The organism is Janthinobacterium tructae (genome assembly GCF_006517255.1).
Classification (GTDB): domain Bacteria; phylum Pseudomonadota; class Gammaproteobacteria; order Burkholderiales; family Burkholderiaceae_D; genus Janthinobacterium; species Janthinobacterium tructae.
The window spans coordinates 2847501-2871418 of sequence record NZ_CP041185.1 but is presented as its reverse complement, the minus strand read 5'-3'; the positions used below and the strand labels follow the sequence as shown (position 1 = coordinate 2871418).

Genomic DNA, 23918 nt, shown 5'->3' with positions numbered 1-23918 from the left:
GCGCAAGCGGCGCCCAATCCGCTATTTTACCAAGAGGCAAGGCTGTGAGCCAGTCCCAACGAGGCCAGCATGGATGGGGCCTGGCAAGGCTGGCCCTTACTCCAGGTTCTGCACCTGTTCGCGCATCTGCTCGATCAGCAGCTTCAAGTCCATCGAGGCGTCGGCCAGTTCCTTGACGGAAGCCTTGGCGCCCAGCGTGTTGGCTTCGCGATTGAGTTCCTGCATCATGAAGTCGAGGCGCTTGCCCACTTGCCCGCCCTTGGTGAGGATGTGGCGCGTTTCGCCCAGGTGGGCCGACAGGCGTGCCAGTTCTTCCGACACATCGATGCGGATGCCGTACAAAATGACTTCCTGGCGGATGCGCTCCATGGCGTCCTGGCGCGACAGGGCCGAATTCGAGCCCTGGCTGGCCAGGCCCAGCGCATCCTGCATGCGCTCGATGGCTTTTTGCTGGAAGGCCGCCACCACCTGCGGAATCAAGGGCGTGATGCGCTTGACGATGGCTTCCATCGCTTCGATGCGCGACACCAGCACCGCTTCGAGCGCCGCGCCTTCGCGCTTGCGGCTGTCGACGAAAGCCGCCACCGTGCGTTTGGTCAGCGCGCCCACGTCCGCCTGCAAGGACTCTTGCCCCACTTGTGCTTCTTCGATGATGCCCGGCCAGCGCAGCAGTTCGGCCACCGTCATGACGGGGGCGGAGACAAAATGCTGGCCCACTTCGTTTTGCAGGCGCGCCAGTTCGGCCAACAGGGGCAGGTTCAGTGCCTGCGTGCCGGCGGTCGCGGCCTTGCGGCCAAAGCTCAGGCGTACCTCGACTTTGCCGCGCGTGATGGCGGACATGACGGCGGCGCGCAGGTCAGGCTCCAGCGCCCGCAGATCGTCGTTGATGCGGAATTGCAGGTCGAGAAAGCGCGAGTTGACGCTCTTGATTTCAATTGTCAGTGTGCCTGCAGCACCTTCGCTGGTGGCAACCGCGTAGCCTGTCATGCTTGAAATGCTCAAAGGATTCCCCGATTTGATCTTGTATACAGTCACTTATACACTTAATCAGCCAGCGCAGGCAATACCGCCCGCGCCGCAAAACAGGACTGAAGTGCGCGATGGCCTGAAAATTGCTGAATAGTGTGCGTTTTACGGCATTGTAAAGAAAATTGTGTTTGGCGGGGCAGGATTGTAGGGATCTTGTGCGCGGGCCGCCCCGCGCCGTGGCATGGCGCCGCGGTGGTAAAATCGCGGCCGCAACCCCAATCACACAGGACACCCCATGACATTTGAATCCCGCCCGAGCGGCCGCGCCGTCGACGCGCTGCGCGCCATCCGCATCACCCGCCAGTACACCAAGCATGCCGAAGGCTCGGTGCTGATCGAGTGCGGCGATACCAAGGTCATCTGCACCGCCAGCATCGAAGACAAGGTACCGGGTTTCCTGAAGGGCAAGGGCCAGGGCTGGTTGACGGCCGAGTACGGCATGCTGCCGCGCTCGACGCACACGCGCATGGACCGCGAAGCGGCGCGCGGCAAGCAGTCCGGCCGTACGCAGGAAATCCAGCGCCTGATCGGCCGCTCGCTGCGCGCCGCCTTCGATCTGCAGGCGTTCGGCGAACGCACCTTGCATCTCGATTGCGACGTCATCCAGGCCGATGGCGGCACGCGCACGGCCTCGATCACGGGTGCCATGGTGGCCGCGTATGACGCGTTTTCCCAGCTGCAGGCGCGCGGCGCGATCACCGCCATCCCCGTGAAAAGCTTTGTCGCCGCCATCTCGGTGGGCGTCTACCAGGGCATGCCGGTGCTGGACCTCGACTATGTGGAAGACTCGGGCTGCGACACGGACATGAACGTGGTGATGACGGAAGCGGGCCACTTCATCGAAGTGCAGGGCACGGCCGAAGGCGCCGCCTTCGACCGCGCCGGCATGAACCGCTTGCTGGACCTGGCGCAGGGCGGCATCGCCGACCTGATCGCCCTGCAAAAGCAGGCGCTCGGCATGTAATCTTTACATAGATTTACATGTCATTGCCCGCCGCGCCGGGCAAAAAGCCCACACCTGCGGCTGTTGAGCGCGGCGGCGGGGCGCGGTGAGGGGGGCGCAAAAGGTTTACAATGTCGGCACTTCAACCGGACTACTGACATGACCCAACGCCTCATCCTCGCCTCCAACAACGCCGGCAAGCTCAAGGAATTCAACGAGCTGCTATCGAGCATCGGTTTTTCCGTCCACGCCCAGGGCGAGTATGCCGTGCCGGAAAGCGACGAACCATTCCACACCTTCGTTGAAAACGCGCTGCAAAAGGCGCGCCATGCGTCGCGCCTGACGGGCTTGCCGGCGCTGGCCGACGATTCCGGCGTCTGCGTCAATGCGCTCGGTGGCGCACCGGGCGTGTATTCGGCCCGCTATGCGGGCGAGCCGAAATCGGATGCCGCCAACAGCGCCAAACTGATCGCCGACCTGGAAGCGCATGCCGACAAGTCCGCGTATTACTACTGCGTGCTGGTGTACGTGCGCCATGCGGACGACCCGCAACCGGTGATCGCCGACGGCCGCTGGAATGGCGAGATGATCGCCACACCGCGCGGCAACGGCGGTTTCGGCTACGATCCGCATTTCTTCATTCCCGCGCTGGGCAAGTGCGCAGCCGAACTGACGGCCGATGAAAAGAACGCGCTGTCGCACCGTGGCCAGGCCCTGCGCGCGCTGGTGGAAAAGCTGCGATGATCCCGATCAAACTGGTGGGCGCCGTTGCCAAGTCGGCACTCAGGCAGAATACCGCTCCCGCACCGCAGGAAGGCATTTCCGGCGCGGCCGGGGCGGCCCTGAAGTACCTGCAGCCGGGCGCGCTGAACTTGACGGCCCTGCCGCCGCTGTCGCTGTACATCCATTTCCCGTGGTGCGTGAAAAAATGCCCGTATTGCGATTTCAATTCGCACGAGGTGCGCGGTGACTTGCCGGAAGCGGAGTACCTGGCGGCCCTGCGGCTGGACCTGGAAATGGCGCTGCCGCTGATCTGGGGCCGCAAGATCCACACCATTTTCATCGGCGGCGGCACGCCCAGCCTGATGTCGGCGGCGGGGCTGGACCGGCTGATGTCGGACGTGCGCACGCTGCTGCCACTGGAGCCCGATTGTGAAATCACCATGGAAGCCAATCCGGGCACCTTCGAGGCGGAAAAATTCAAGTCTTACCGGGCCAGCGGCATCAACCGCCTGTCGATCGGCATCCAGAGCTTCAATGGCCGCCATTTGCAGGCGCTGGGGCGCATCCATGACGACAACGAAGCGCGCCGCGCGGTGGACATCGCGCACGCCAATTTCGACAATTTCAATCTCGACCTGATGTACGCGCTGCCCACGCAAACCCTGGCCGAGGCGCAGCAGGACCTGGAAACGGCGCTGTCGTTCGCGCCGCCGCATTTGTCGCTGTATCACCTGACGCTGGAACCGAACACCCTGTTCGCCAAGTATCCGCCCGCGCTGCCGGACGACGACGCCAGCGCCGACATCGCCGACATGGTGGCTGAGCGCGCGGCGCAGGCCGGTTACGGCCGCTACGAAGTGTCGGCCTATGCGCAGCCGGGCCGCCAGGCGCGCCACAACCGCAATTACTGGGAGTTCGGCGACTACCTGGGCATCGGCGCGGGCGCGCACTCGAAAATCTCGTTCCCGCACCGCGTCTTGCGTCAGGCCCGCTACAAGCAGCCGCGCGCCTACATGGACGCCGTACTGGCCGGCAAGCCGGTGCAGGAAGAGCGCGAGCTGGCGCGCGAGGAGATGGGTTTTGAATTCATGCTCAATACCCTGCGCCTGACGCAGGGCTTTTCGCCGAACCTGTTCGCCGAGCGCACGGGCCTGGCCATCAACGCCATCGAGCAGCCGCTGAATGCGGCCGAAGCGAAAGGCTTGCTGTACCGCGACCACCAGGTCATCCGCCCGACGGAACGGGGATTGTGCTTCCTGAATGACCTGCAGCAGATGTTCCTGGAAGATTAATGCGTGCTGAGGGTGCGCAGGCGCTGCAGCTTGGCCGCATACAGCCCGTGCTCGCTGCGCGTGGTGCTGTTGTCCATCGCCAGTTCCAGCTGCCGGTCCGCCTGCGCGAGCTGGCCCAGGCGCGCATACGCCTGCGCCAGCCAGAAGTGGAATTCATGGTAGTACGGATCGCGTACGATTTCGCGTGAAAACAGGCGGATCGCCTGTACGTAATCGTTTTGCTGCATGGCCGCCTTGCCCAGGTTGAAGTAGTGGAACGGGGGCTGCGGCTGCAGTGCCAGCAGGCGCCGGCGCAGCGGCAGTGCTTCATCGGGCAGGCCGGACGCTTCCAGCGCCTGCGCCAGGTTCGACAGCAGCACCGTGTTGTCCGGCGTGCGCATCAGCGCATGGGCCAGCGTGCGCCGCGCCTGCGCCAGGTCGCCATGGCGGAACTGGATCACGCCCAGGGTGTTGTAGGCGCCGCTGAACGAGGGGTCCTGCAGGAGGGCCGCCCTGGCCCACCAGTATGCCTGGTCCAGCTGGCCCTTGCTCATGGTTTCGGCGGCGCGGTTGTTCATGTACATGGCCAGCACCGTCGCTTCGCTGATTTCGCGCGTGCGGTAGCCCGCCACGTCGCCGGACGGCAGGAAGTCGATCACCATCAAGCCCTTGGCGTCGTAGTCATTCGGGTTGTCGCCCAGGCGCTGGCCCAGCACCAGGTTGACGTGGCCGGCGACAAAATACATGTCGCCGCTGCGGCTCCAGCTTTCTTCGCCCAGTACCTCCTGGTAGCGCACCTGCAAGCCCAATTCATGCGCCAGCGCCGCCGTCATGATCACCAGCGACAGGCAGTTGCCGCTGCGCGCCTCAAACGTTTCGCGTGCATTGCGGGTCATGGCCGCATCGTATTCGAGTTTCAGCCTGGATTTGTCGTACAGCGCCTCGTACAGCGCCATGCGGGGATTGCCGTTGCGCGTCGTTTGCCGCACTTGCGTCTGCACATACTGGCGCATGGCGTCGCTGAGGGCGAAGACCTGGCCGGCATCGATGGCGCTGGCCGGCGCAAAATCGCTATCGTTGAAGACGGGCGGCAAGCTGGCGGGCGGTGCGGCGGCACAGGCGGCCAGCGCGGCGCAGAGGAGGATGGCAAGCAGGCGCATGAAGCAAGAGGTGCAAACATGATAGGGGCGCATGGTCTCTCCCTGAAGGCGCCGGCTGTCTCATGTTGCGGTGGCGCGCCAGTCCCACCTGAAACCAGTATCGGCGCCCCTGGCGCCGCTGTCAAATAGTTTCAAGCGCCTTGCCGCCGCCGGCACGGCGCTTGAAGCAGGGCTTGACACCGCAGGCTTAAAACTCTTCCCAGTCCTGCTCGCCGGCGACGTGCGATGGCGTTTTGCGTGCCGCAGCACCGGCAGCCTTGGGTGCGGCCGGCTTGCTGGCCGTCGCCTGGGACGGGCGCCGCGTTGCCAGCCGCGGCGTGGCGGCGCTGGCGGTTCTGGCCGGCCGCGTGGCGCGTACCGGCGCCACTGCCGGCGTCACATGTTCGAGCTGGAAGCCGGCCGCCACTTGCGCCAGGCGCGCCGCCTGGTCCTGCATGCTTTCGGCCGCTGCCGCCGCTTCTTCCACCAGGGCCGCATTTTGCTGCGTTACCTGGTCCATTTGCGCGATGGCCTGGTTGACCTGGTCGATCCCCATGCTTTGCTCGGCGCTGGCGGCGGTGATCTCGGCCATGATGTCGGTGACGTGGCGCACGCTGTCGACCACTTCGCTCATGGTGCTGCCGGCCTGTTGTACCAGCCGCGTGCCGTTGTTGACCTGTTCCACCGAGTCGCCGATCAGGGCCTTGATTTCGCGCGCCGCTGCCGCCGAGCGCTGCGCCAGACTGCGCACTTCCGTGGCTACGACGGCAAAGCCGCGCCCCTGTTCGCCGGCGCGCGCCGCCTCGACGGCCGCGTTCAAGGCCAGGATATTCGTCTGGAAGGCGATGCCGTCGATGACGCCGATGATGTCGACGATTTTCGTCGACGCCGTGTCGATGGCGCCCATGGTGTCGACCACCTGGCTGACGATGTCGCCGCCCCGTTCGGCCACGCTGGACGCGGCGACCGCCATCTGGTTGGCCTGACGCGCATTGTCCGCATTCTGCTTCACGGTGCTGGTCAATTCTTCCATCGACGACGCCGTCTCTTCCAGCGAACTGGCCTGCTGCTCCGTGCGCGCCGACAGATCCTGGTTGCCGGCGGCGATTTCGCCCGATGCCGTGGCGATGGCGTTGGTACCCGTCTGCACTTCCGACACCACCTTGCGCAGTGCCTCGTTCATGCCGTGCAGCGCGCGCATCAGGTCGCCGATTTCATCGCTGGCCGCCGTGCCGAAATGCGTGCGCAAGTCGCCCGCGGCGACCGTCTCGGCCACCTTCACGGCCGCCTGCAGGGGCGCGGTGATCGAACGCGTGATCAGCCAGGCACAGACGCTGCCCAGGAGCACCACCAGCGCGCACAGCAGCAACAACAGGGTGAAGCTGCGCGCATTGGCAGCCTCGATCGCGTGCGCCGTGGCGTCGATGGCCTGGCGCTGCTGCGCCAGCAGGGCCTTGACATTGTTCTGGTACCTGGTGGCGGCGGGGGCGAAGCTGTCGCGGTATGTACTTTCCGCCAGGGCCGCGTTGCCGCCCTTGCGCGCGTCCATCACCTCGGTCTTGGCATCCTGGTATTTGACGCGTTCCACGATGGAGGCCTTGAAGATGGCCTTTTCTTCCTCACTGACGAGCAGGGTTTCGATTTTCTTCAGCAGCTCGCTGCCTTGTTTGGTGCTGTCGGCGATGGTCTCGGCAAACACGCCCGACAGGGTTTCATCCGTGCTCCGGGCGATCATCGAGGTGCGCGCGATGGCCGAGTAAATCAGCACATACCAGTCTGATACCAGACGTTCCTTGGCCAGCGGTTTTTCCATCATTTCCCGGGTCGCTTCGGCATTCACGCGGGCACTGTACAGCGCGTACGAAGTGGAAATCACGGACAGCAGCAGTACCAGCGCGAAGCCTGCCGCCAGGCGGGTGCCGATACGAAGGTGGGAGAGGGCATGCATGGTTAGACTCCTGTCGCAGAGGGATTGAAGTTGCCTGTGCGACATAGTATGCACTGATAAGTGACCAAGAGGTAAACGAAAAAAATGGTCTGTTTTGCTCACTGTTGCAGCCATGCCCATGCTACAGATCGCCCGCCTGGCGCTCGCTTTCACGCGGGCGGGCGAGAGCGAGACGACAAAAAAGCGGCGCAGTGCAGTGCACGCACGCCGCTTTTTGCGGTGGGCATAGGCGATTAACGCAGCGCCGCGATCATCTGTTTCAGCTTGCCGGAATCGACGCAGAACGCGCGGATGCCTTCGGCCAGCTTCTCCGTCGCCATCGCGTCTTCATTCATCATGAAACGGAAGGCTTCTTCGTTGAGCGACATGTGCACGATGTTGGTCGATGGCGCCGCTTCGGCGCTCAGCTTGCGCTCTACGGGGGCATCGCTGTCGGCCAGCTTTTGCAGCAGGTCGGGGCTGATGGTGAGCAGGTCGCAGCCGGCCAGTTCGAGGATTTGCGAGGTGTTGCGGAAGCTCGCGCCCATCACCTCGGTCTTGTAGCCGAACTTGCGGTAGTAGTTGTAGATGCGCCGGACCGACTGCACGCCCGGATCTTCCGCGCCCATGTAATCGATGCCCGTCGATTTCTTGTACCAGTCGTAGATGCGGCCGACGAAGGGCGAAATCAGTTGCGCGCCCGCTTCGGCGCAGGCGATGGCCTGCGCCAGCGAGAACAGCAGAGTCATGTTGCAGCGGATGCCTTCCTTTTCCAGGATGGCGGCGGCGCGGATGCCTTCCCAGGTGGAGGCGATCTTGATCAGCACGCGCTCGCGTGGAATACCGGCGTTCGAATACAGGGCGATCAGGTCGCGGCCCTTGGCCACCGTGCCATCCGTGTCGAATGACAGGCGCGCATCGACTTCGGTGGAGACGCGGCCGGGGATGATTTGCAGGATTTCCTCGCCAAACGCGATCAGCAGGCGGTCGATGATTTCGGCGTTGGAGGCGTGCGGATGGTCGCGCACGGCCTTTTCCAGCAGCGGCTTGTATTCATCCTTCTGCACGGCCTTCAGGATCAGCGACGGGTTCGTCGTCGCGTCGCGCGGCGTGTAGGCCTGAATCGATTGGAAGTCGCCGGTGTCGGCCACCACGGTAGTAAATTGCTTCAGTTGTTCGAGTTGGTTCATGGCTGCACGGGAAAGAGTGAATGGGCTTGCCGGACTATTGTACATAATCCGGGGCGCGGCTCAGTCCTTTTGGTGCGGAAGAAATGCGGTGGCGGTAAGCCAAAACTGAGAGCCGGGGTCAGACCCGGCGGGTCAGACCCCGGATTTCTGCGACCTAGCCAATAAAGGAATCGAACTGCATGTCGAATTCCTGCAAGGCCTTCTGTGCATTCTGCATCTTCTTGCGGAATTCAGGCCCGCGCTGCAGGGCCAGGCCCACGGCCAGCACGTCGATCACCACCAGGTAGGCCAGGCGGGCTGAAATCGGGGTGTAGGGGTCGGTGTTGAAGACCAGGTCGATCGGGATCAGCACCGTCGCCAGGTCGGCCAGCGGCGTGCCCGATGGGGCCAGCACGACGACGTCGGCGCCGCCGCGGCGCGCCAGTTTCACGGAGCGCACCAGGGCGGGACTGTTGCCGCGCTGCGAGATGGCCACCAGGCAGTCGCCGCCGCGCAGCAGGGCCGCGGCGATGCTGTGGATGTTCGGATCGCTGTAGGCCACCGTCGGCACGCCCGAGCGGAAGAACTTGTGCTGCGCGTCGGCCGCCACGATACCGGAGGTGCCCTGGCCGTAGAATTCAATCTTGCTGGCGCGCGACAGGATGTCGAGCGCGCGCTGGATCGCTTCCGGGTTCAGGTTGTTGCGCAGGTCGAGCAGGGTGTTGATCGAGCGGCTGCAGATTTTATTCACCAGGTCGGCCGCCAGGTCGTCCTGCGCCGGCTGCTCGTTCGCGCCCGGCATGGCCAGGGCCAGGCCCTGCGCCAGTTTCAGCTTGAATTCATGCCAGCCGTCATAGCCCAGCGTGCGGCAAAAGCGCACCACGGTCGGTTCCGACACCTGCGCGCTTTTCGCCAGCGCCGTGATGTTCTGGCTGACCGTCTGGTTCGGCTGGTCAAGCACGGCCAGCGCGACCTTCTTCTCCGACTTGGAGAGTGAATCGAGCTGGGTGCGGATGGAATCAAGCAGCATCAGGGTAGTCTTCTGGTAGGTGTTCAGGAGTGTGGGGATAATAGGTAAAGGGCCTGCCCATCTGCGGGCAGGCCCTTGTCTTGCCTGTTAATCCTCAGGTAAGGCTTCTTCACGCCACTGCAAGCCATCGCGGCCGATCAGGGCGCTGGCCGCGGCCGGGCCCCAGGTGCCGGCCGTATACGGAATCGGCGCGCTGTCGTTCTGTTCCCAGTTGTCGAGAATCGGCTCGACCCATTCCCAGGCCGCTTCCAGTTCGTCGCCGCGCATGAACAGGGTCAGCTGGCCGCGCAAGACGTCAAGCAGCAGGCGCTCGTAGGCGTCCATGCGCGGCGTCTTGAACGATTCGCGGAAATCGAGTTCCAGTTCCGCCGGTTTCAAACGCATGCCGTCGCCCGGGGTTTTCGCCATCAGGTTCATGCGCAAGCCTTCATCCGGCTGCAAACGGATCACCAGGCAATTCGGCTGGAAGCTGGACGTGGGCTGGTTGAAGATCGAGTGCGGAATCTGCTTGAAGCGCACGACGATTTCGGCCAGGCTGTCGGCCATGCGCTTGCCCGTGCGCAGGTAGAACGGCACGCCGGCCCAGCGCCAGGTGTCGATTTCCGCCTTCAGCGCAACGAAGGTTTCGGTGCGCGAATGTTCAGGGGCGTCCGGCTCGTCGCGGTAGCTCGGCACGGTGGCGCCATCGACGTGGCCGGCGCGATACTGGCCGCGCACGATGTTTTGCGCCAGGGTGGTGGGCGTGAATTTTTTCAGCGAGCGCAACACTTGCAGCTTTTCATCGCGCACGGCGTCCGGCGCGATCGAGGTCGGCGGTTCCATGGCGACGATGCACAGCAGTTGCAGCAAGTGGTTCTGCAGCATGTCGCGCAGCGCGCCCGAGGTGTCGTAGTAACCCATGCGGTTGCCCACGCCCAGCTTTTCCGCGATGGTGATCTGCACGTCGGAAATCCATTCGCGGCGCCACAGCGGTTCGAACAGGATATTACCGAAGCGCAGGGCCAGCAAGTTCTGCACGGTTTCCTTGCCCAGGTAATGGTCGATGCGGTAGATCTGCGATTCCTGGAAGACCTTGCCCACTTCGGCATTGATCTGTTTGGCGCTGGCCAGGTCGCGGCCCAGTGGCTTCTCCAGCACCACGCGCGAATTCGGCGTGACCAGGCCATTGTCTTCCAGGTTGTCGCAGATCAAGGCAAACAAGTGCGGCGGCGTGGCCAGGTAGTACACGCGCGTCAGCTCGGCATCGCCGCGCAGCGCTTCGACCAGCGGCGCGTACGTGGCCGCATCGCTGGCGTTGAGCGACACATACACGATGCGCGCGCAGAATTTGCTCCAGGTGGCGGCATTCAGGGTGCTGGCCTTGATGTGGGGACGCGAGTTGGTCTCTACCATCTTCAGGAAGGCATCCTGGCCGCTGTCCTGGCGGCCCACACAGATGATGCGCGCCGTCGGCGGCAAATCGTTCGCGACGTCGCGCGCATACATTGCAGGCAGTAACTTGCGCATTGCTAAATCGCCGCTGCCGCCAAACAGGACCAGGTCAAAATCGGTAAGTGCCATAAGTGAGTGTCGTCGCAAAAGTAAAAGAGCCGGAGCGGGGAGGAGGCCGACCGGAAGTGCCAGTCTGTCGTTACTATATTCCGTGGTGTAAATTTACTACGTAGAACCGGCAATTGCAAGAAATTTTACTACATTCCATTCATCGGCGTCGCAGTTTTGCCCGGTATGCTGGCAGGCAGTGCTGGCGAGACCATTATATGCCGTTCGCTGGCGCAGGTACGCCGTCACGCTTGGCGCAGGGCTTTTCAAAGCAACCATGGTTGCCAGGGAAATTTTCAGTTCTCTCCGTCATCATTTGCGCTGTAGCAACAAGCAAATCAAGAAATGCTGTCAGGATCGCCGATAGCAGCGTAAAGTAGCTTTAAGGAAAGTAAAAAAACGTATAATTCAAGCTGAAATCGATAGCAACTATTGGTTGTACTACACTGCACCGTTAGCGCCGGCCATGCCCCGAACCCGCCATCCGACGTCTGTGCGACGTGCAGTCCGCACTGTTCGCAGCATCACGGGTAGGCAGACTTAACTTTACAAGACGGCTTAAGGGGACACAATGAATTCAATGCAGCAAGATGTCGATGAACGCACCAGCCTGACAGGCAACAACAAATTCGAACTGTTCCTGTTCAAGCTGGGCACCAGCGATCACTCGACCAGCCGCGAACTGTTCGGCATCAATGTGTTCAAGGTACGCGAAATCATGGAGATGCCGGCCATTACGGCGGTGGCCGGGTCGCACCCGCACATGCTGGGCGTGGTCAATATCCGCGGCCAGATCGTCCCCGTGATCGACTTGCCGATGGCGGTCGGTTGCAAGAGCAGCGGCTTGAAGATCCTGATGGTGACCGAATTTGCCCGCTCGACACAGGCGTTTGCCGTGGAAGAGGTCGATGAAATCGTGCGCCTGGAATGGAATCAGGTGCTGTCGGCCGAATCGAGCGTCGGTGGCGGCCTCGTCACCAGCATCGCGCGCCTCGATGGCGACACGGACAAGACGCGCCTGGCGCAAGTGCTCGACGTGGAGCAAATCCTGCGCGACGTGCTGCCGTCGGGCGACCCGGACGTGGACAAGAACAGTATCGGCCCGCAAGTGCGCTTGCCTGCCGGCGCCGTGATCCTCGCGGCCGACGATTCCTCGCTGGCCCGCTCGCTGATCGAGAAGGGCCTCGAAGCGATGGGCGTGCCCTTCATCATGACCAAGACGGGCAAGGAAGCGTGGGAACGCCTGCAGGCGATCTCGGCCCAGGCGGCGACCGAAGGCAAGACGGCGAAAGACAAGGTCGCGCTGGTGCTGACCGACCTGGAAATGCCGGAAATGGATGGTTTTACACTCACGCGTAACATCAAGAACGATGGCCGCTTCGCCAACATCCCCGTGGTGATCCACTCGTCGCTGACGGGCTCGACCAACGAAGACCATGTCAAGGGCGTGGGGGCCGATGGTTATGTGGCGAAATTCGTGGCAGCGGAACTGGCTGACACCATCCGCAAAGTGCTGGCGCGGTAATCCGACGCCACCATGGCCAACACTGTTGTCGGATTACGCGGGGCCTTGCCCCGCTAATCCGACCTACGTGAGCGTTAAAAAAGCGCCGGACCCTCGCGGGTGCTGGCGCTTTTTCATGCCTGGCCGTGTTACGCCTGGTACGGCGTTTCCGGCTGGCCCGCCACGTCCACGCGCACGGACAGCACGTGGCCGCTCAACGGGTGGTCGGCGAGTTCGGCGGCGGAACGGTTGTGGCTGGCGCTGGTGATGTACAAGGTGCGCAGGTCGGGGCCGCCAAACGTCAGCATGGTGGGGCAGCGTACGGGCACGGTAATTTCACCGAGCAGATGGCCATCGGGGGCGAAGCGTAAAATCTTGCCGCCTTCAAACATGGCCGACCAGTAATTGCCTTCGCTGTCGACGGCCGCGCCGTCCGGGCGTCCGCCGTAATCAAAGGCTTTCTTGTCCGTGGAAAAGCGCTGGAATGGCTGTGGCTCGGAAATGGTTCCCGTGGCCGCGTCGAAATCAAAGCGGTCGATGCGGTGCGTGGTGGTATCGGCGTGGTACATGGTGCGCCCGTCCGGGGAAAAGCCCAGGCCATTCGATACCGTCATGCCACCGGACCAGACCTTGCGTACTTGTCCCTTTTCCAGCACGAACATTTCCGCCGCATCGGCGCTGCGCGGCTCGAAAATCGTGCCGACCCAGAAGCGGCCGGCAGGGTCGACCTTGCCATCGTTGAAGCGCGTGGTGGCCATATCGAACGGTGCCGCGGCGATTTCCGCCAGGCTGCCCGTCTTCGTGTCGAGGTGGGCAAAGCCGCTGCGCAAGGCCACGATCAGGCCGCCGCCGGCGTTGATGGCCAGCGCCGATGGTTCCGTCGGCATGCTCCACTGTTCATGCTTGCCGCTGGCCGGGTGCAAACGGTGCACGGCGCGGCCATCGATGTCGACCCAGTACAGGGCCGCTTCCTTGCCATGCCATAGCGGGCATTCGCCCACTTGCATGGGCTTGTCGCTGACTACTTTGATTTCGTAAATATTCATAAACCTCAATTAAATTAATACGCCGCTTTGGCGGCTTTCGCCAGGGCAATCAAGCCATTGGTCGAGCTGTCGTGGTGGTCGGGACGGGCTTCGCCCGTCAGTTCGGCCTGGATTTTCTTCGCCAGCACCTTGCCCAGTTCCACGCCCCACTGATCAAAACTGTTGACGTTCCACAAGACGCCCTGCACAAAGGTCTTGTGTTCGTACAGCGCGATCAGGGCGCCGAGGGTGGTCGGGGTCAGCTGGTCCATCAAAATGGTGTTGCTGGGACGGTTGCCGGGGAAGGTCTTGTGCGGCACCAGTGCCTCGATTTCGCTTTCCGGCAAGCCTTGCGCCTGCAGGTCGGCGCGCACTTCTTCGCCCGTCTTGCCCGTCATGAAGGCTTCCGACTGGGCGAAGCAGTTGGCCAGCAGGGCGTCGTGGTGGCCCGGCAAATCGTGCGTGGCGCGCAGGGCGGCGATGAAGTCGATGGGGGTAATATCGCTTCCCTGGTGCAGCAGCTGGAAATACGCGTGCTGCGCATTCGTGCCGCAATCACCCCAGATGACGGGGCCGGTGGGCACGTCGACGGGCACGCCATCCTTGGTGACGCGCTTGCCATTGCTTTCCATGTCCAGCTGTTGCAAATAGGCGGCGAAGCGGCTCAGATCCTGGTGGTAGGGCGCGATGGAAACGGAGCCGCAATCGAGGAACTGGCGGTTCCAGAAGCCCACCATGGCCAGCACCACGGGCATGTTCTGTTCCAGCGGGGCCTGGCGGAAGTGCTGGTCCATCGCATGCGCGCCGGCGAGGAAATCGCTGAAGTATTCAAAACCCACGGACAGCGCCACGGCCAGGCCGATCGACGACCAGACGGAATAGCGGCCACCGACCCAGTCCCAGAACGGGAACATATTGTCCGGCGAAATGCCGAAGTCGACGATGGCTTGCGTGTTGGTCGAGACGGCCACGAAGTGCTGCGCCAGGTCCTTTTCTTCGCCTTCGAGCAGGAACCAGGCACGCGCCGTGTTGGCGTTAAGCATGGTTTCAGCGGTGACGAAGGTTTTCGAGGCCACGATGAACAGGGTCGTTTCCGGATCGACCTTGGACAGGGTCGCTTCCATGTCGTGCCCGTCGACGTTGGACACAAAATGCATTTCCAGGCCCGGATTGGCATACGAGCGCAGCGCCAGGCAAGCCATTTTCGGACCCAGGTCCGAGCCGCCGATGCCGATGTTGACGATGTCGCAGATTGGCTTGCCCGTGTAGCCGAGCCAGCTGCCATTGCGTACCTTGTCCGTAAACGCCTTCACGCGTTGCAGCACATCTTGCACGTCGGCATCGATATCCTGGCCATCGACCACCAGCTTCGTGCCGCGTGGCGCGCGCAAGGCGGTATGCAGAACAGCCCGATGTTCGGTAAGATTGATTTTCTCGCCAGTGAACATGGCTTCGCGCTGCGCTTCCACGCCGCGTTCGCGCGCCAGGTCCATCAGCAGCGTCATGGCGGTGGCGTCGACACGGTTCTTCGAGTAATCGAGCAGCAGGCCGGCAGCATCGACCGTCATCGTCGAGAAACGTGCGGGGTCAAGAGCGAACAGCTGGCGCAGATGCACTTCGCGCAGGCTGGCGCTGTGCGCTTGCAGGGACTGGAAACTGGCGGTGGCGGTGATGGCAGGAGTAGGTGCTGGCTGGCGCATGGCGGTCGGCTTGGGTGCTTGTCTCGGTTGAAGGGAGCGCGGTGTGTTCGGCGTGGCGAACAGCGGATCCGGCGTTGGTATGAGAATAATACATCACAAAAACGTAATTTCACTACAGTTTGTGAAGTGAAGCCGATTTTGTTGTGCTTTTTTTAGCGATTGCAGCAGGCACATACAAGGGATCTGTTGGCCGCTGCGGATACGCGATATTGCCTGGCTTGGCTTTGATGCGCCGCAATTTGTGGCATATTTCTGTTGTTGGCCCATGCAAGAGTGCTTCTACTTCACTATTTTGTAGTAAAATTTCACGAAATACTCATTTTTAAGGAAATCCATATGGCGCTGCATCCAGTAGTCGAATCCGTAACAGCGCGCATCATCGCGCGCAGCCGGCCATCGCGCGGCGCCTACCTGGCGCATCTGGATGCGGCCCGCATCCAGGGCGTGCAGCGCGGCGCCCTGTCGTGCACCAATCTGGCGCACGGCTTTGCCGCCTTTCCCGTCAACGACAAGCTGTCGCTGAAAGAATACAAGAAGCCGTCCGTGGCCATCGTTTCTTCATACAACGACATGCTGTCGGCGCACCAGCCGTTCGAAGGCTTCCCGCAGATCATCAAGCAAGCCGTGCGCGAAGTGGGCGCTGTAGCCCAGTTCGCCGGTGGCGTGCCTGCCATGTGCGATGGCGTGACGCAAGGCCAGCCAGGCATGGAACTGTCGCTGTTCTCGCGCGACACCATCGCCATGTCGACGGCCGTGGCGCTGTCGCACAATATGTTCGATGCGGCCCTGTACCTGGGCGTGTGCGACAAGATCGTGCCGGGCCTGTTGATCGGCGCGCTGCACTTCGGCCACTTGCCCGCCGTCTTCGTGCCGGCCGGTCCGATGACGTCGGGTCTGTCGAACCAGGAAAAAGCCAAGGTGCGCCAGCTGTATGCACAAGGCAAGGCCACGCGCGAAGACTTGCTCGAAGGTGAATCGAAAGCCTATCATGGCGCCGGTACCTGTACCTTCTACGGTACCGCAAACAGCAACCAGATGCTGATGGAAGTGATGGGCTTGCACTTGCCGGGCGCCGCCTTCATCACGCCGAATACGCCGCTGCGCGATGCGCTGACCAAAGCTGCCGCCCAGCGCGCTGCCGGCATCACGGCGCAAAGCACCAATTACTTGCCAGTCGGCCATATCGTCGACGAGAAATGTATCGTCAACGCCGTCGTGGGCTTGCTGGCCACGGGCGGTTCGACCAACCACACCTTGCACCTGGTGGCCATCGCCAAGGCGGCCGGCATCGTCATCGACTGGAACGATTTCAATGAACTGTCGGCCATCGTACCGATGCTCACGCGCATCTACCCGAACGGCGACGCCGACGTGAACCATTTCCACGCGGCCGGCGGCACCGGTTACCTGATCCGCGAACTGCTCGATGCGGGCCTGCTGCACGAGGACGTCAACACCATCCTGGGCCACGGCTTGCGCGCGCACTGCATGGAACCGTTCCTCGGCGAAGACGGCAAGGTCTTCTGGAAAGACGCACCGGCCGCCAGCGCCGACGAAAACGTGCTGCGCCCGGCGTCGAACCCGTTCGCGCCGGACGGCGGCATGGTCCTCGTCGCAGGCAACCTGGGTCGCGCCGTGATGAAGGTTTCGGCCGTCAAGCCGCAGCACCGCACGGTCGAAGCGCCTGCCCTGGTGTTCAATTCGCAGGAAGAGTTCATGAATGCCTACAAGGCTGGCACCCTGGACCGCGACTTCGTCGCCGTGCTGCGCTTCCAGGGCCCGCGCGCCAACGGCATGCCGGAACTGCATGCGCTGACGCCCGCGCTGGCCAACCTGCAGGATGCGGGTCGCCACGTGGCGCTGGTCACCGATGGCCGCATGTCGGGCGCGTCGGGCAAGGTGCCGGCGGCCATCCACGTCTCGCCTGAAATCCTCGCCGGCGGCCCGCTGGGCCTGGTGCGCGACGGCGACATCATCCGCCTCGACGCGTTTACCGGCGTGCTCGAGGCGCTGGTGCCGGCCGATGTCTGGCACGCCCGTTCGCTGGTCACGACCGACCTGTCGCCGAACCACGTCGGCATGGGCCGCGAGCTGTTTTCCATGTTCCGTTCCACCGTCAGCGCGGCGGAAGAGGGTGCTACCACCTTCGGCCTGCCGTCGCCGATTCCCACCACCGTCGCCTTGCACGACGCCGACAATGTCGGTGATACCGTACCGGGTTCCGATGAAGACTTTTTGGCTAGGAAATAAGAGATGACCATGACACTACTGGAAATTATGCGCACTTCGAGCGTGATCCCCGTGATTGCGATCGACGATCCTGAACACGCCGTACCGCTGGCGCGCGCGCTGGTGGCGGGCGGCATCCGCGTGCTGGAAGTGACCCTGCGCACCAAGCACGGCCTCGAAGCGATCCGCGCCATGTCGGCCGTGCCGGGCGCCATCGTCGGCGTCGGCACCCTGACCCGCCCCGAGGAATTCGCCCAGGCGCGCGATGCGGGCGCCGTCTTCGGCGTCTCGCCAGGCCTGACGTCGGCCCTGGTGGCGGCGGCGAAAAGCAGCGGCCTGCCGCTGCTGCCAGGCGTGATGACGCCAGGCGAAGTGATGGCGGCGCGTGAAAACGGCTTCCAGCAGCTGAAACTGTTCCCGGCCGTGCCGGCCGGCGGCATCGGCATGCTCAACGCCCTCTACGGCCCGCTGCCGGACATCACCTTCTGCCCGACGGGCGGCATCTCGCAAGAGACGGCGTCGCAATTTTTGGCATGCAAGAACGTCGCCTGCGTGGGTGGCTCGTGGCTGACGCCGAAAGATGCGATCGCGGCCGGCAACTGGGACCGCATCACGGAAATCGCGAAAGCAGCCAGCGGTCTTCGCCTGGCGTAAGCGGTACCGGCGCGGCAGGCTTGCCTGCCTGCCGCGCTTTCGTCTCTTCTTCCTATGCGAGTCTTGCGCCGCCCCCTCACCATCGGCGAAACCGCCATGGCCCGCAGCGTCTTCCAGGGCGCCATCGACTATGCGCGCGTGCGCGTCGTGCGCGGCTCCTTTCTACCATTCGGCTTGCAGGACCAGAACACGGCGATGACGCCGCGCGGCAGCCTGCACTTCATGCCGGCCCAGTACCGCGACGATTTTTCCCGCGAAGGCCACGGCGGCAAGCTGTTCTTCATCCACGAGATGGTGCATGTGTGGCAGTACCAGCTCGGCTACAGCGTGCTGCTGCATGGCGTGCTGCTGGCGCTGTGCGGCGGCTACATCGGGCAGCGCGCCTACCGCTACGATGCGCAGGCCGGCGGCGTCCTGTCCGACTTCAACATGGAACAGCAGGGCGACCTCATCGCCCACTACTTCGGCGCGCGCCAGCTGGGCATTCCCGCCTATGTGGCGCAACTGCCGCAACTGCAGGAGATCCTGCAAGGCTTCCTGCTCAACCCTGCCGACCACAGCCTGCTGCCGCGCTGATACCGCTGTCACGGTGTCGTGTTCGAGGCCAGGCGCACGTCCGGCGCCAGCAGGAAGGTGGCGCGCAGCAGCAGGCGCGACAGTTCCGCGTCCGTTTCGCCCAACATGGCGGTGCCGGCGAACAGTTCGGCCGGAGCCAGGGGGACGCGCGCGCCTTCTTCGAAGCCGCGCTGGAACGACGAAGTCAGGATGGCAAAGAAGAAAAACAGGAAAAAGAGATTGTTTGGCTGCTGTTGGAAAACACGCTCAGCGCATACCAGGCCACGTCCAGCCAGTAGAGCAGACCATGGCCCTATCCATGCCAGCACCCGGCAAGCCGGATTTGAAGGGAGGATCGAGATTCACAAGCGCTCCTGGCCGTGTCCCGCATGGGCAGGCCATGCGCATGGATAGATACCAAAGATAAATTCTTGTTGTTGTTGCTGCAATCAATTACGAGTCTACGCACACGCCGTAAAGATGTCTACAGGAATCCTTTTTCGGGCGTTGTATTTCCTACAGAGGCTGTACCATCACACGGTTGCGCCCGGCGCCCTTGGCCAGGTACAGGGCCCGGTCGGCGGCGCCGATCAGGGCGGAGATGGGCAGTTGCTGCTGCGGGTGCTGCGTGGCGATGCCGATGCTGACCGTAATGTGCTTGACCTCATGGTCCGTCTTGGCATGCGCAATGCGCAGTTCGGCCGCCCGTTCGCGGATCGCCTCGGCCATGCGCAGCGCCTGTGCGGCGTCCGTGTCGGGCAAGATGGCGGCAAATTCCTCGCCGCCATAGCGTGCCAGCAGGTCGGTGGGGCGCTGCAGCATGGCGGCCAGTTCGGCTGCCACGCGGATCAGGCAGTCGTCGCCTTGCTGGTGCCCGTAATGGTCGTTGTAATCCTTGAAATGGTCAATATCGATCATCAGCAGCGACAGGGGGCTGCCCGTGCGCATGGCGCGCCGCATTTCCTTCTCGATCGCCACGTCGAAGTGGCGGCGGTTGGCAATGCCCGTCAAGCCGTCGGAAAACGTTTGCGAGCGCAAGACCATGGTCTGTTCGCGCAGCAGCTTTTCGCGGCCCACGGCGATGGTGACATCATTGATCTGGATCAGGCAGTGGCGCGGCGAAGCGGGTAGGTTGATCGGCGTGACGGCGATCGCCTGCTGCAAGCGTTCGCCGCCTTCTGCCGCGCTAACGCTTGCGCCATGCGTGTACAGGGCAAACGGCGCCTTGTGCAGGGTTTGCGACAATAGCGACTGGAAATTGTCGCGCAGGGCCTGGGTGATGGCGGAATCGATGCGCTTGTGCCGCAGTTCCGGATAGACGGCGAAGAAGTCCTGCCCCAGCACGGCGTCGGCCCGGCACGCCGAGTGGCGCGCCATCCAGTGGTTCCACAGCACGATGCGGTGCTGCTCGTCGAGCACGATGGCGCCCAGGTTGACGGCGCCGAGTATGCTTTCGAGCAGGGCGAGTCGGTGTAAGGCATCCGGCATGATCGTCACGCCTGTCCCAGGACCTTGGCCAGATAGTGGCTGACCTGCTGTTTCAGGTCGTGCAAGGCGGACAGGTCGAGCACGAAGGCGACATAGCCGTGGATCTGGTGCTTGGACAGCACGAAGTCGATATGCAGCATCAGCACGACGGCTTCGTCATCGCGGCCGCCGAACGAGGACAGGATTTCCGCGCTGGTGCCCACGTGGTACAGGGGCAGCGAACCATGCAGTTCGCTGTCGAACAGGTTGGCCAGGGTACCCACGCAGGAGTTGAGGATGATGTTGCCGATTTCGCTCATCGCCTCCTGTTCCATCTCCGTCAGCTCCTGCAGCGGCATGGCATCGCCCACCATCAGGCGCACGATTTCCAGGCTCTTGTCTTCCGGGAACATCAGGATGGCTTCGGTGGCGAAGGCGCCATCGTAATGCTGGCTGACGCCGCAGATGCGTTCGCCATCCTTCTTGCTGCCCAGCAGGGCGGCCGCGTCCGCACGGTTCAGGAACGTGATCGACGGCACCGACATGGTCACTTCTTCATTGACGATCTCGCTCATCGAGGCGGCCGCATGGCCCACCCCGATGTTGAATATCTCTACCAGGGCGTCGTTTTCGAGTTCGGAGAGATTGATCATGCTCACAGTCCCAGTGATTCGATCAGCTGATGGATGCGGGTTTCCGTGATCGGTTTTTCCATGAAGCCGACGCCGAGCTCGCTGGCGCGGTTGCGGATGGCGTTTTGCACATTCGCCGTGACGAGAATGATGTGTGTTTGCGGACACAGCGTGCGCAATTGTTCCGCCGCCGCCACGCCGCCCATGCCGGGCATGTTGACATCCAGTAATATCAGGACAGGGTTGACTGTCTTGACTTTTTCCAGGGCTTCTTCACCCGTCGCCGCCTCAATCACTTGCCAGTCGGCATGTTTGCTGAGGATGAACTGGTGCGACATCAAACGTGAAACCCGGCTGTCATCGACAACAAGTACCTGTTTACTGTGATTCATATGCTATTCCTGAAACGTCATATCGGTCGATCATTCCATTTTCGCATATTTTAAAGGCCATAGAGAGTAATTGAATGGGGAATTTCCTCAGGGTAAGTTTTTCCCGCTTAGCTGTTGTATCTCATGGCATGGTCGGTCATCATGGCCGGCAAGCCGGGCTGGCAATCCGTTAAAATAGCGCCATTCCCCACTTTAGCCTGAATGTCATGACCCAAGACGAATTGAAGCAAGCCGTAGCCCGCGCCGCCATTGATTATGTGGTCGACGGTGAAATCATCGGTGTCGGCACCGGTTCTACCGCCAATTTTTTCATCGATGAACTGGCCAAGATCAAGCACCGCATCAAAGGCACGGTCGCGTCGTCCGAAGCGACGGCCGCGCGCCTGGCAGGCCATGGCATTGCCGTCTTCGACCTCAACGACGTCGAGTCGATCGCCGTCTACATCGACGGCGCCGATGAAATCACGGCCAGCGGCGCCATGATCAAGGGCGGCGGCGCGGCATTGACGCGTGAAAAGATTGTTGCTTCCGTAGCGAAACAATTCGTCTGTATCGCCGACGGCTCCAAGCTGGTCGATACGCTGGGTGCCTTCCCGCTGCCGGTGGAAGTGGTGCCGATGGCCCGCGCCGCCGTCTCGCGCCAGCTGGCCGCGCTGGGCGGCACGCCCCGCTTGCGCCTGAAAGCGGGCAGCACGGAAGCCTTCATTACCGACAACGGTGGCGAAATCATCGACGTGCTGGGCTTGCAGATCGCCGATCCGGTGGCGCTGGAACAGCAGATCAACCAGATCGTCGGCGTCATTGCCGTCGGCCTGTTCGCCATGCGCGGCGCCAACGTTTGCCTGCTGGGCATGCCCGAAGGCGTGCGTACGCTGGCCTACTAAGATGATAGCCGGCGTTCGCCGGCGTTGGCACCTGTCTTATACGGCGGCCCCTTGCGGGCCGCTTGTCATGTGCGCCTGGCGGTACACGCTCACGGTGCGCAGCAAGCCCCCGAGGAAGATGCCGCTGAAGCCACCGTAGGCGAGGCAGACGGGTACGCTGAAGCCGGTCGCATGGGCGTAGGCCGGCGCGATGGCCAGGGTCACGGCAACCGTATATTTCATGCAAAAAATACTCATCATCAGGATCAACGGCAGCCAGCTGCCGGGGCTTTGCACGCTGCCCCGCTGGGGAATGGCCACGATCTTGCGCGCATCGGCCAGCGTCCAGGCCAGCGCCGCACCGGCCAGGGCGCCGGCGGCCCAGGCGAATGGCGCGCTGCCGGCCAGGCCGAAGCTGCCGTACACGCCGCTCAGCGACAGGGCCAGCATGACCAGAGGAATGATGCACAGCTTGCGCAAGGTCACTTCGCGCGCGCGGCTGGCCAGCACGCCCCGGTACACGAGAAAGCCCAGGATGGCCCAGACGTACAAAGGAGTGTGGCTGAAGATGTGCTGCAACATGGTGTCCGCCTTGGTGTGAGGTTGTCGATGGACGTACTGTGCCAGCCGGCGGCGTGGGCGGCGAGCGGTGTGCGACGAAACGGGGAGGCGGTGCCGTGAAACGGCGGGGCAGGGCGTGAAACGCAGGTGAAACTGCCCGTGACGCGGCGGCCACGGGCGGGAATGCTTGAAACTTACTCGGTAGGGGGCACGTAACCCATGGCGGCATCGGCGCCATCGCCGAAGAAATGTTTTTCCATTTGCGTGGCCAGGTATTTGCGGGCGCGCGCGTCGGCCAGGTTCAAACGGTTTTCATTGACCAGCATGGTCTGGTGCTTGAGCCAGGCGGCCCACGCTTCTTTCGATACCGATTCGTAAATCTTCTTGCCCAGTTCGCCCGGGTATGGTGGGAAATCCAGTCCTTCGGCTTCCTTGTTGAGTTTGATGCAGTGGATCGTGCGGGCCATCTGTGCTCCTGAATCAATGTAGAGATAAAGCGTGATTATAAGGCACTTTGCGCCTGCCCTCGCGGGGCCGTCGCGGCCCGGCCACGCGCCGTTTGCCACGCCCTTGCGCTGGATCAAATTTGATCTGCGCCGCCCTAGCTAGTAAGATGCCTTATCGCGCCAGCCGCTGGCTGCGCCTCGTCCAAGCAAGTAGTAGCAATTAACTAATATGGAATCCGTATGACCTCAGTGAAAGTCCATGGCATCGACGTCAGCAATACAGGCAGCTTCGTGCTGTTTGGCGGCATCAACGTGCTCGAATCGCGCGATCTCGCCATGCGCGCCTGCGAAGAATATGTGCGCGTGACGCAAAAGCTGGGCATTCCCTATGTGTTCAAGGCCAGTTTCGACAAGGCCAACCGTTCATCGATCCATTCCTACCGCGGCCCGGGCCTGGAAGAAGGCATGCGCATCTTCCAGGATGTGAAGGCGGCGTTCGGCGTGCCCGTGATCACTGATGTGCATGAGCCATGGCAGGCGCAGCAGGTGGCCGAAGTGGTCGACGTGCTGCAATTGCCCGCCTTCCTGGCGCGCCAGACGGACTTGGTCGTGGCCCTGGCGAAAACGGGTAAAGTCATCAACATCAAGAAGCCGCAATTTTTGAGCCCTGGCCAGATGGCCAATATCGTCGAGAAATTCAAGGAAGCTGGCAACGACCAATTGATCCTGTGCGACCGTGGCACGTGCCTCGGCTACGACAACCTGGTGGTCGACATGCTGGGCTTTGGCGTCATGAAGAAGACCTGCGACGACCTGCCGATCATCTTCGACGTCACGCACGCGCTGCAGCAACGCGATCCCGGTGGCGCCGCTTCGGGCGGCCGCCGCCAGCAAGTGGCGGACCTGGCCCGCGCCGGCCTGGCCGTCGGCATCGCCGGCCTGTTCCTGGAAGCCCATCCTGACCCGGACAACGCCCGCTGCGACGGCCCCAGCGCCTTGCCGCTGGACCAGCTGGAACCGTTCCTGGCGCAATTGAAGGCGCTCGATGACCTGGTCAAATCGTTTGCGCCGTTGAATATCAAGTAATGATGTGTAAGTAAAGAAAAAGCCCGGCATGCCG

The 23918-nt window shown here is 62.6% G+C and carries 22 protein-coding genes; 9 read left to right on the top strand and 13 right to left on the bottom strand.

Annotation, left to right across the window (positions count from 1 at the left end; all coding sequences use genetic code 11):
* Window positions 1-96: 96 nt before the first annotated feature.
* Window positions 97-987, bottom strand: a complete 891-nt coding sequence (locus tag FJQ89_RS12445) for a YicC/YloC family endoribonuclease (protein WP_034787070.1) — start codon at window positions 985-987, stop codon at window positions 97-99.
* A gap of 277 nt (window positions 988-1264) precedes the next feature.
* On the opposite strand from FJQ89_RS12445, the gene rph reads away from it, so the two are divergent.
* From rph to hemW, 3 genes are all read left to right on the top strand, one after another.
* Entirely contained in the window at window positions 1265-1993 is a 729-nt protein-coding gene (gene rph / locus FJQ89_RS12440; protein WP_141170407.1) for a ribonuclease PH, read from the top strand.
* 138 nt (window positions 1994-2131) lie between these two features.
* On the top strand, window positions 2132-2716 hold the full coding sequence (gene rdgB, locus FJQ89_RS12435; protein ID WP_141170406.1) for an RdgB/HAM1 family non-canonical purine NTP pyrophosphatase: 585 nt from the start codon (window positions 2132-2134) through the stop codon (window positions 2714-2716).
* Window positions 2713-3987 carry a radical SAM family heme chaperone HemW gene (gene hemW, locus FJQ89_RS12430; RefSeq protein ID WP_141170405.1) on the top strand — a complete coding sequence of 425 codons (1275 nt, stop codon included), beginning with the start codon at window positions 2713-2715 and terminating at the stop codon, window positions 3985-3987. Before rdgB ends, hemW begins: the two co-directional genes overlap by 4 nt.
* Here hemW and FJQ89_RS12425 read toward each other — a convergent pair.
* From FJQ89_RS12425 to zwf, 5 genes are all read right to left on the bottom strand, one after another.
* Window positions 3984-5159, bottom strand: coding sequence for a tetratricopeptide repeat protein (locus tag FJQ89_RS12425; protein WP_243136534.1), 1176 nt, complete (start codon window positions 5157-5159; stop codon window positions 3984-3986). The genes hemW and FJQ89_RS12425 overlap by 4 nt on opposite strands.
* A 154-nt stretch (window positions 5160-5313) precedes the next feature.
* Window positions 5314-7053 carry a methyl-accepting chemotaxis protein gene (locus tag FJQ89_RS12420; RefSeq protein ID WP_141170404.1) on the bottom strand — a complete coding sequence of 580 codons (1740 nt, stop codon included), beginning with the start codon at window positions 7051-7053 and terminating at the stop codon, window positions 5314-5316.
* A 233-nt stretch (window positions 7054-7286) separates the two neighbouring features.
* Window positions 7287-8222 carry a transaldolase gene (tal, locus tag FJQ89_RS12415; RefSeq protein ID WP_141170403.1) on the bottom strand — a complete coding sequence of 312 codons (936 nt, stop codon included), beginning with the start codon at window positions 8220-8222 and terminating at the stop codon, window positions 7287-7289.
* Between the two features lie 154 nt (window positions 8223-8376).
* On the bottom strand, window positions 8377-9231 hold the full coding sequence (locus FJQ89_RS12410) for an SIS domain-containing protein (protein ID WP_034750862.1): 855 nt from the start codon (window positions 9229-9231) through the stop codon (window positions 8377-8379).
* A gap of 87 nt (window positions 9232-9318) precedes the next feature.
* Window positions 9319-10791, bottom strand: coding sequence for a glucose-6-phosphate dehydrogenase (gene zwf, locus FJQ89_RS12405; RefSeq protein ID WP_100874099.1), 1473 nt, complete (start codon window positions 10789-10791; stop codon window positions 9319-9321).
* A gap of 550 nt (window positions 10792-11341) precedes the next feature.
* Between zwf and FJQ89_RS12400 the strand changes: the two genes are divergently transcribed.
* Window positions 11342-12295 carry a chemotaxis protein gene (locus tag FJQ89_RS12400; protein ID WP_141170402.1) on the top strand — a complete coding sequence of 318 codons (954 nt, stop codon included), beginning with the start codon at window positions 11342-11344 and terminating at the stop codon, window positions 12293-12295.
* Between the two features lie 128 nt (window positions 12296-12423).
* Here the strand turns inward: FJQ89_RS12400 and FJQ89_RS12395 are convergent, their stop codons facing one another.
* The gene (locus FJQ89_RS12395) at window positions 12424-13320 is read right to left on the bottom strand and encodes an SMP-30/gluconolactonase/LRE family protein (RefSeq protein WP_141170401.1); all 897 of its coding nucleotides are present in this window, start codon (window positions 13318-13320) and stop codon (window positions 12424-12426) included.
* Window positions 13321-13334: 14 nt separating this feature from the next.
* Window positions 13335-14999: a glucose-6-phosphate isomerase gene (gene pgi / locus FJQ89_RS12390; RefSeq protein ID WP_141170400.1), complete on the bottom strand. Its 1665-nt coding sequence runs from the start codon at window positions 14997-14999 to the stop codon at window positions 13335-13337.
* Between the two features lie 336 nt (window positions 15000-15335).
* Here pgi and edd point away from each other — a divergent pair, with 336 nt between their 5' ends.
* The 3 genes from edd (at window position 15336) to FJQ89_RS12375 (ending at window position 18458) form a co-directional block, all read left to right on the top strand.
* Window positions 15336-17249, top strand: a complete 1914-nt coding sequence (gene edd, locus FJQ89_RS12385) for a phosphogluconate dehydratase (protein WP_141170399.1) — start codon at window positions 15336-15338, stop codon at window positions 17247-17249.
* A 3-nt stretch (window positions 17250-17252) separates the two neighbouring features.
* Window positions 17253-17882, top strand: a complete 630-nt coding sequence (gene eda, locus FJQ89_RS12380; protein ID WP_141170398.1) for a bifunctional 4-hydroxy-2-oxoglutarate aldolase/2-dehydro-3-deoxy-phosphogluconate aldolase — start codon at window positions 17253-17255, stop codon at window positions 17880-17882.
* A gap of 63 nt (window positions 17883-17945) precedes the next feature.
* Window positions 17946-18458, top strand: a complete 513-nt coding sequence (locus FJQ89_RS12375; RefSeq protein WP_141170397.1) for a type IV secretion protein Rhs — start codon at window positions 17946-17948, stop codon at window positions 18456-18458.
* A gap of 495 nt (window positions 18459-18953) precedes the next feature.
* Here the strand turns inward: FJQ89_RS12375 and FJQ89_RS12370 are convergent, their stop codons facing one another.
* The 3 genes from FJQ89_RS12370 to FJQ89_RS12360 are packed head-to-tail and all read right to left on the bottom strand — an operon-like array spanning window position 18954 to window position 20928.
* Window positions 18954-19925, bottom strand: a complete 972-nt coding sequence (locus FJQ89_RS12370) for a sensor domain-containing diguanylate cyclase (RefSeq protein WP_141170396.1) — start codon at window positions 19923-19925, stop codon at window positions 18954-18956.
* A gap of 5 nt (window positions 19926-19930) precedes the next feature.
* Window positions 19931-20557, bottom strand: coding sequence for a chemotaxis protein CheC (locus tag FJQ89_RS12365; RefSeq protein ID WP_099762691.1), 627 nt, complete (start codon window positions 20555-20557; stop codon window positions 19931-19933).
* A 2-nt stretch (window positions 20558-20559) separates the two neighbouring features.
* Window positions 20560-20928 (bottom strand): response regulator, encoded by a 369-nt coding sequence (locus tag FJQ89_RS12360; protein ID WP_071075910.1) that lies wholly within the window; start codon window positions 20926-20928, stop codon window positions 20560-20562.
* A gap of 206 nt (window positions 20929-21134) precedes the next feature.
* Between FJQ89_RS12360 and rpiA the strand changes: the two genes are divergently transcribed.
* Window positions 21135-21812, top strand: a complete 678-nt coding sequence (rpiA, locus tag FJQ89_RS12355) for a ribose-5-phosphate isomerase RpiA (RefSeq protein ID WP_141170395.1) — start codon at window positions 21135-21137, stop codon at window positions 21810-21812.
* Window positions 21813-21848: 36 nt separating this feature from the next.
* On the opposite strand, the gene FJQ89_RS12350 is transcribed toward rpiA, so the two are convergent.
* Both FJQ89_RS12350 and FJQ89_RS12345 read right to left on the bottom strand, forming a co-directional pair.
* Window positions 21849-22373: a DUF6622 family protein gene (locus FJQ89_RS12350; RefSeq protein ID WP_141170394.1), complete on the bottom strand. Its 525-nt coding sequence runs from the start codon at window positions 22371-22373 to the stop codon at window positions 21849-21851.
* A gap of 173 nt (window positions 22374-22546) precedes the next feature.
* The gene (locus FJQ89_RS12345) at window positions 22547-22819 is read right to left on the bottom strand and encodes an oxidative damage protection protein (RefSeq protein WP_034750797.1); all 273 of its coding nucleotides are present in this window, start codon (window positions 22817-22819) and stop codon (window positions 22547-22549) included.
* A 219-nt stretch (window positions 22820-23038) separates the two neighbouring features.
* Here FJQ89_RS12345 and kdsA point away from each other — a divergent pair, with 219 nt between their 5' ends.
* Window positions 23039-23884, top strand: a complete 846-nt coding sequence (gene kdsA / locus FJQ89_RS12340; RefSeq protein ID WP_071075913.1) for a 3-deoxy-8-phosphooctulonate synthase — start codon at window positions 23039-23041, stop codon at window positions 23882-23884.
* Window positions 23885-23918: the final 34 nt, after the last annotated feature.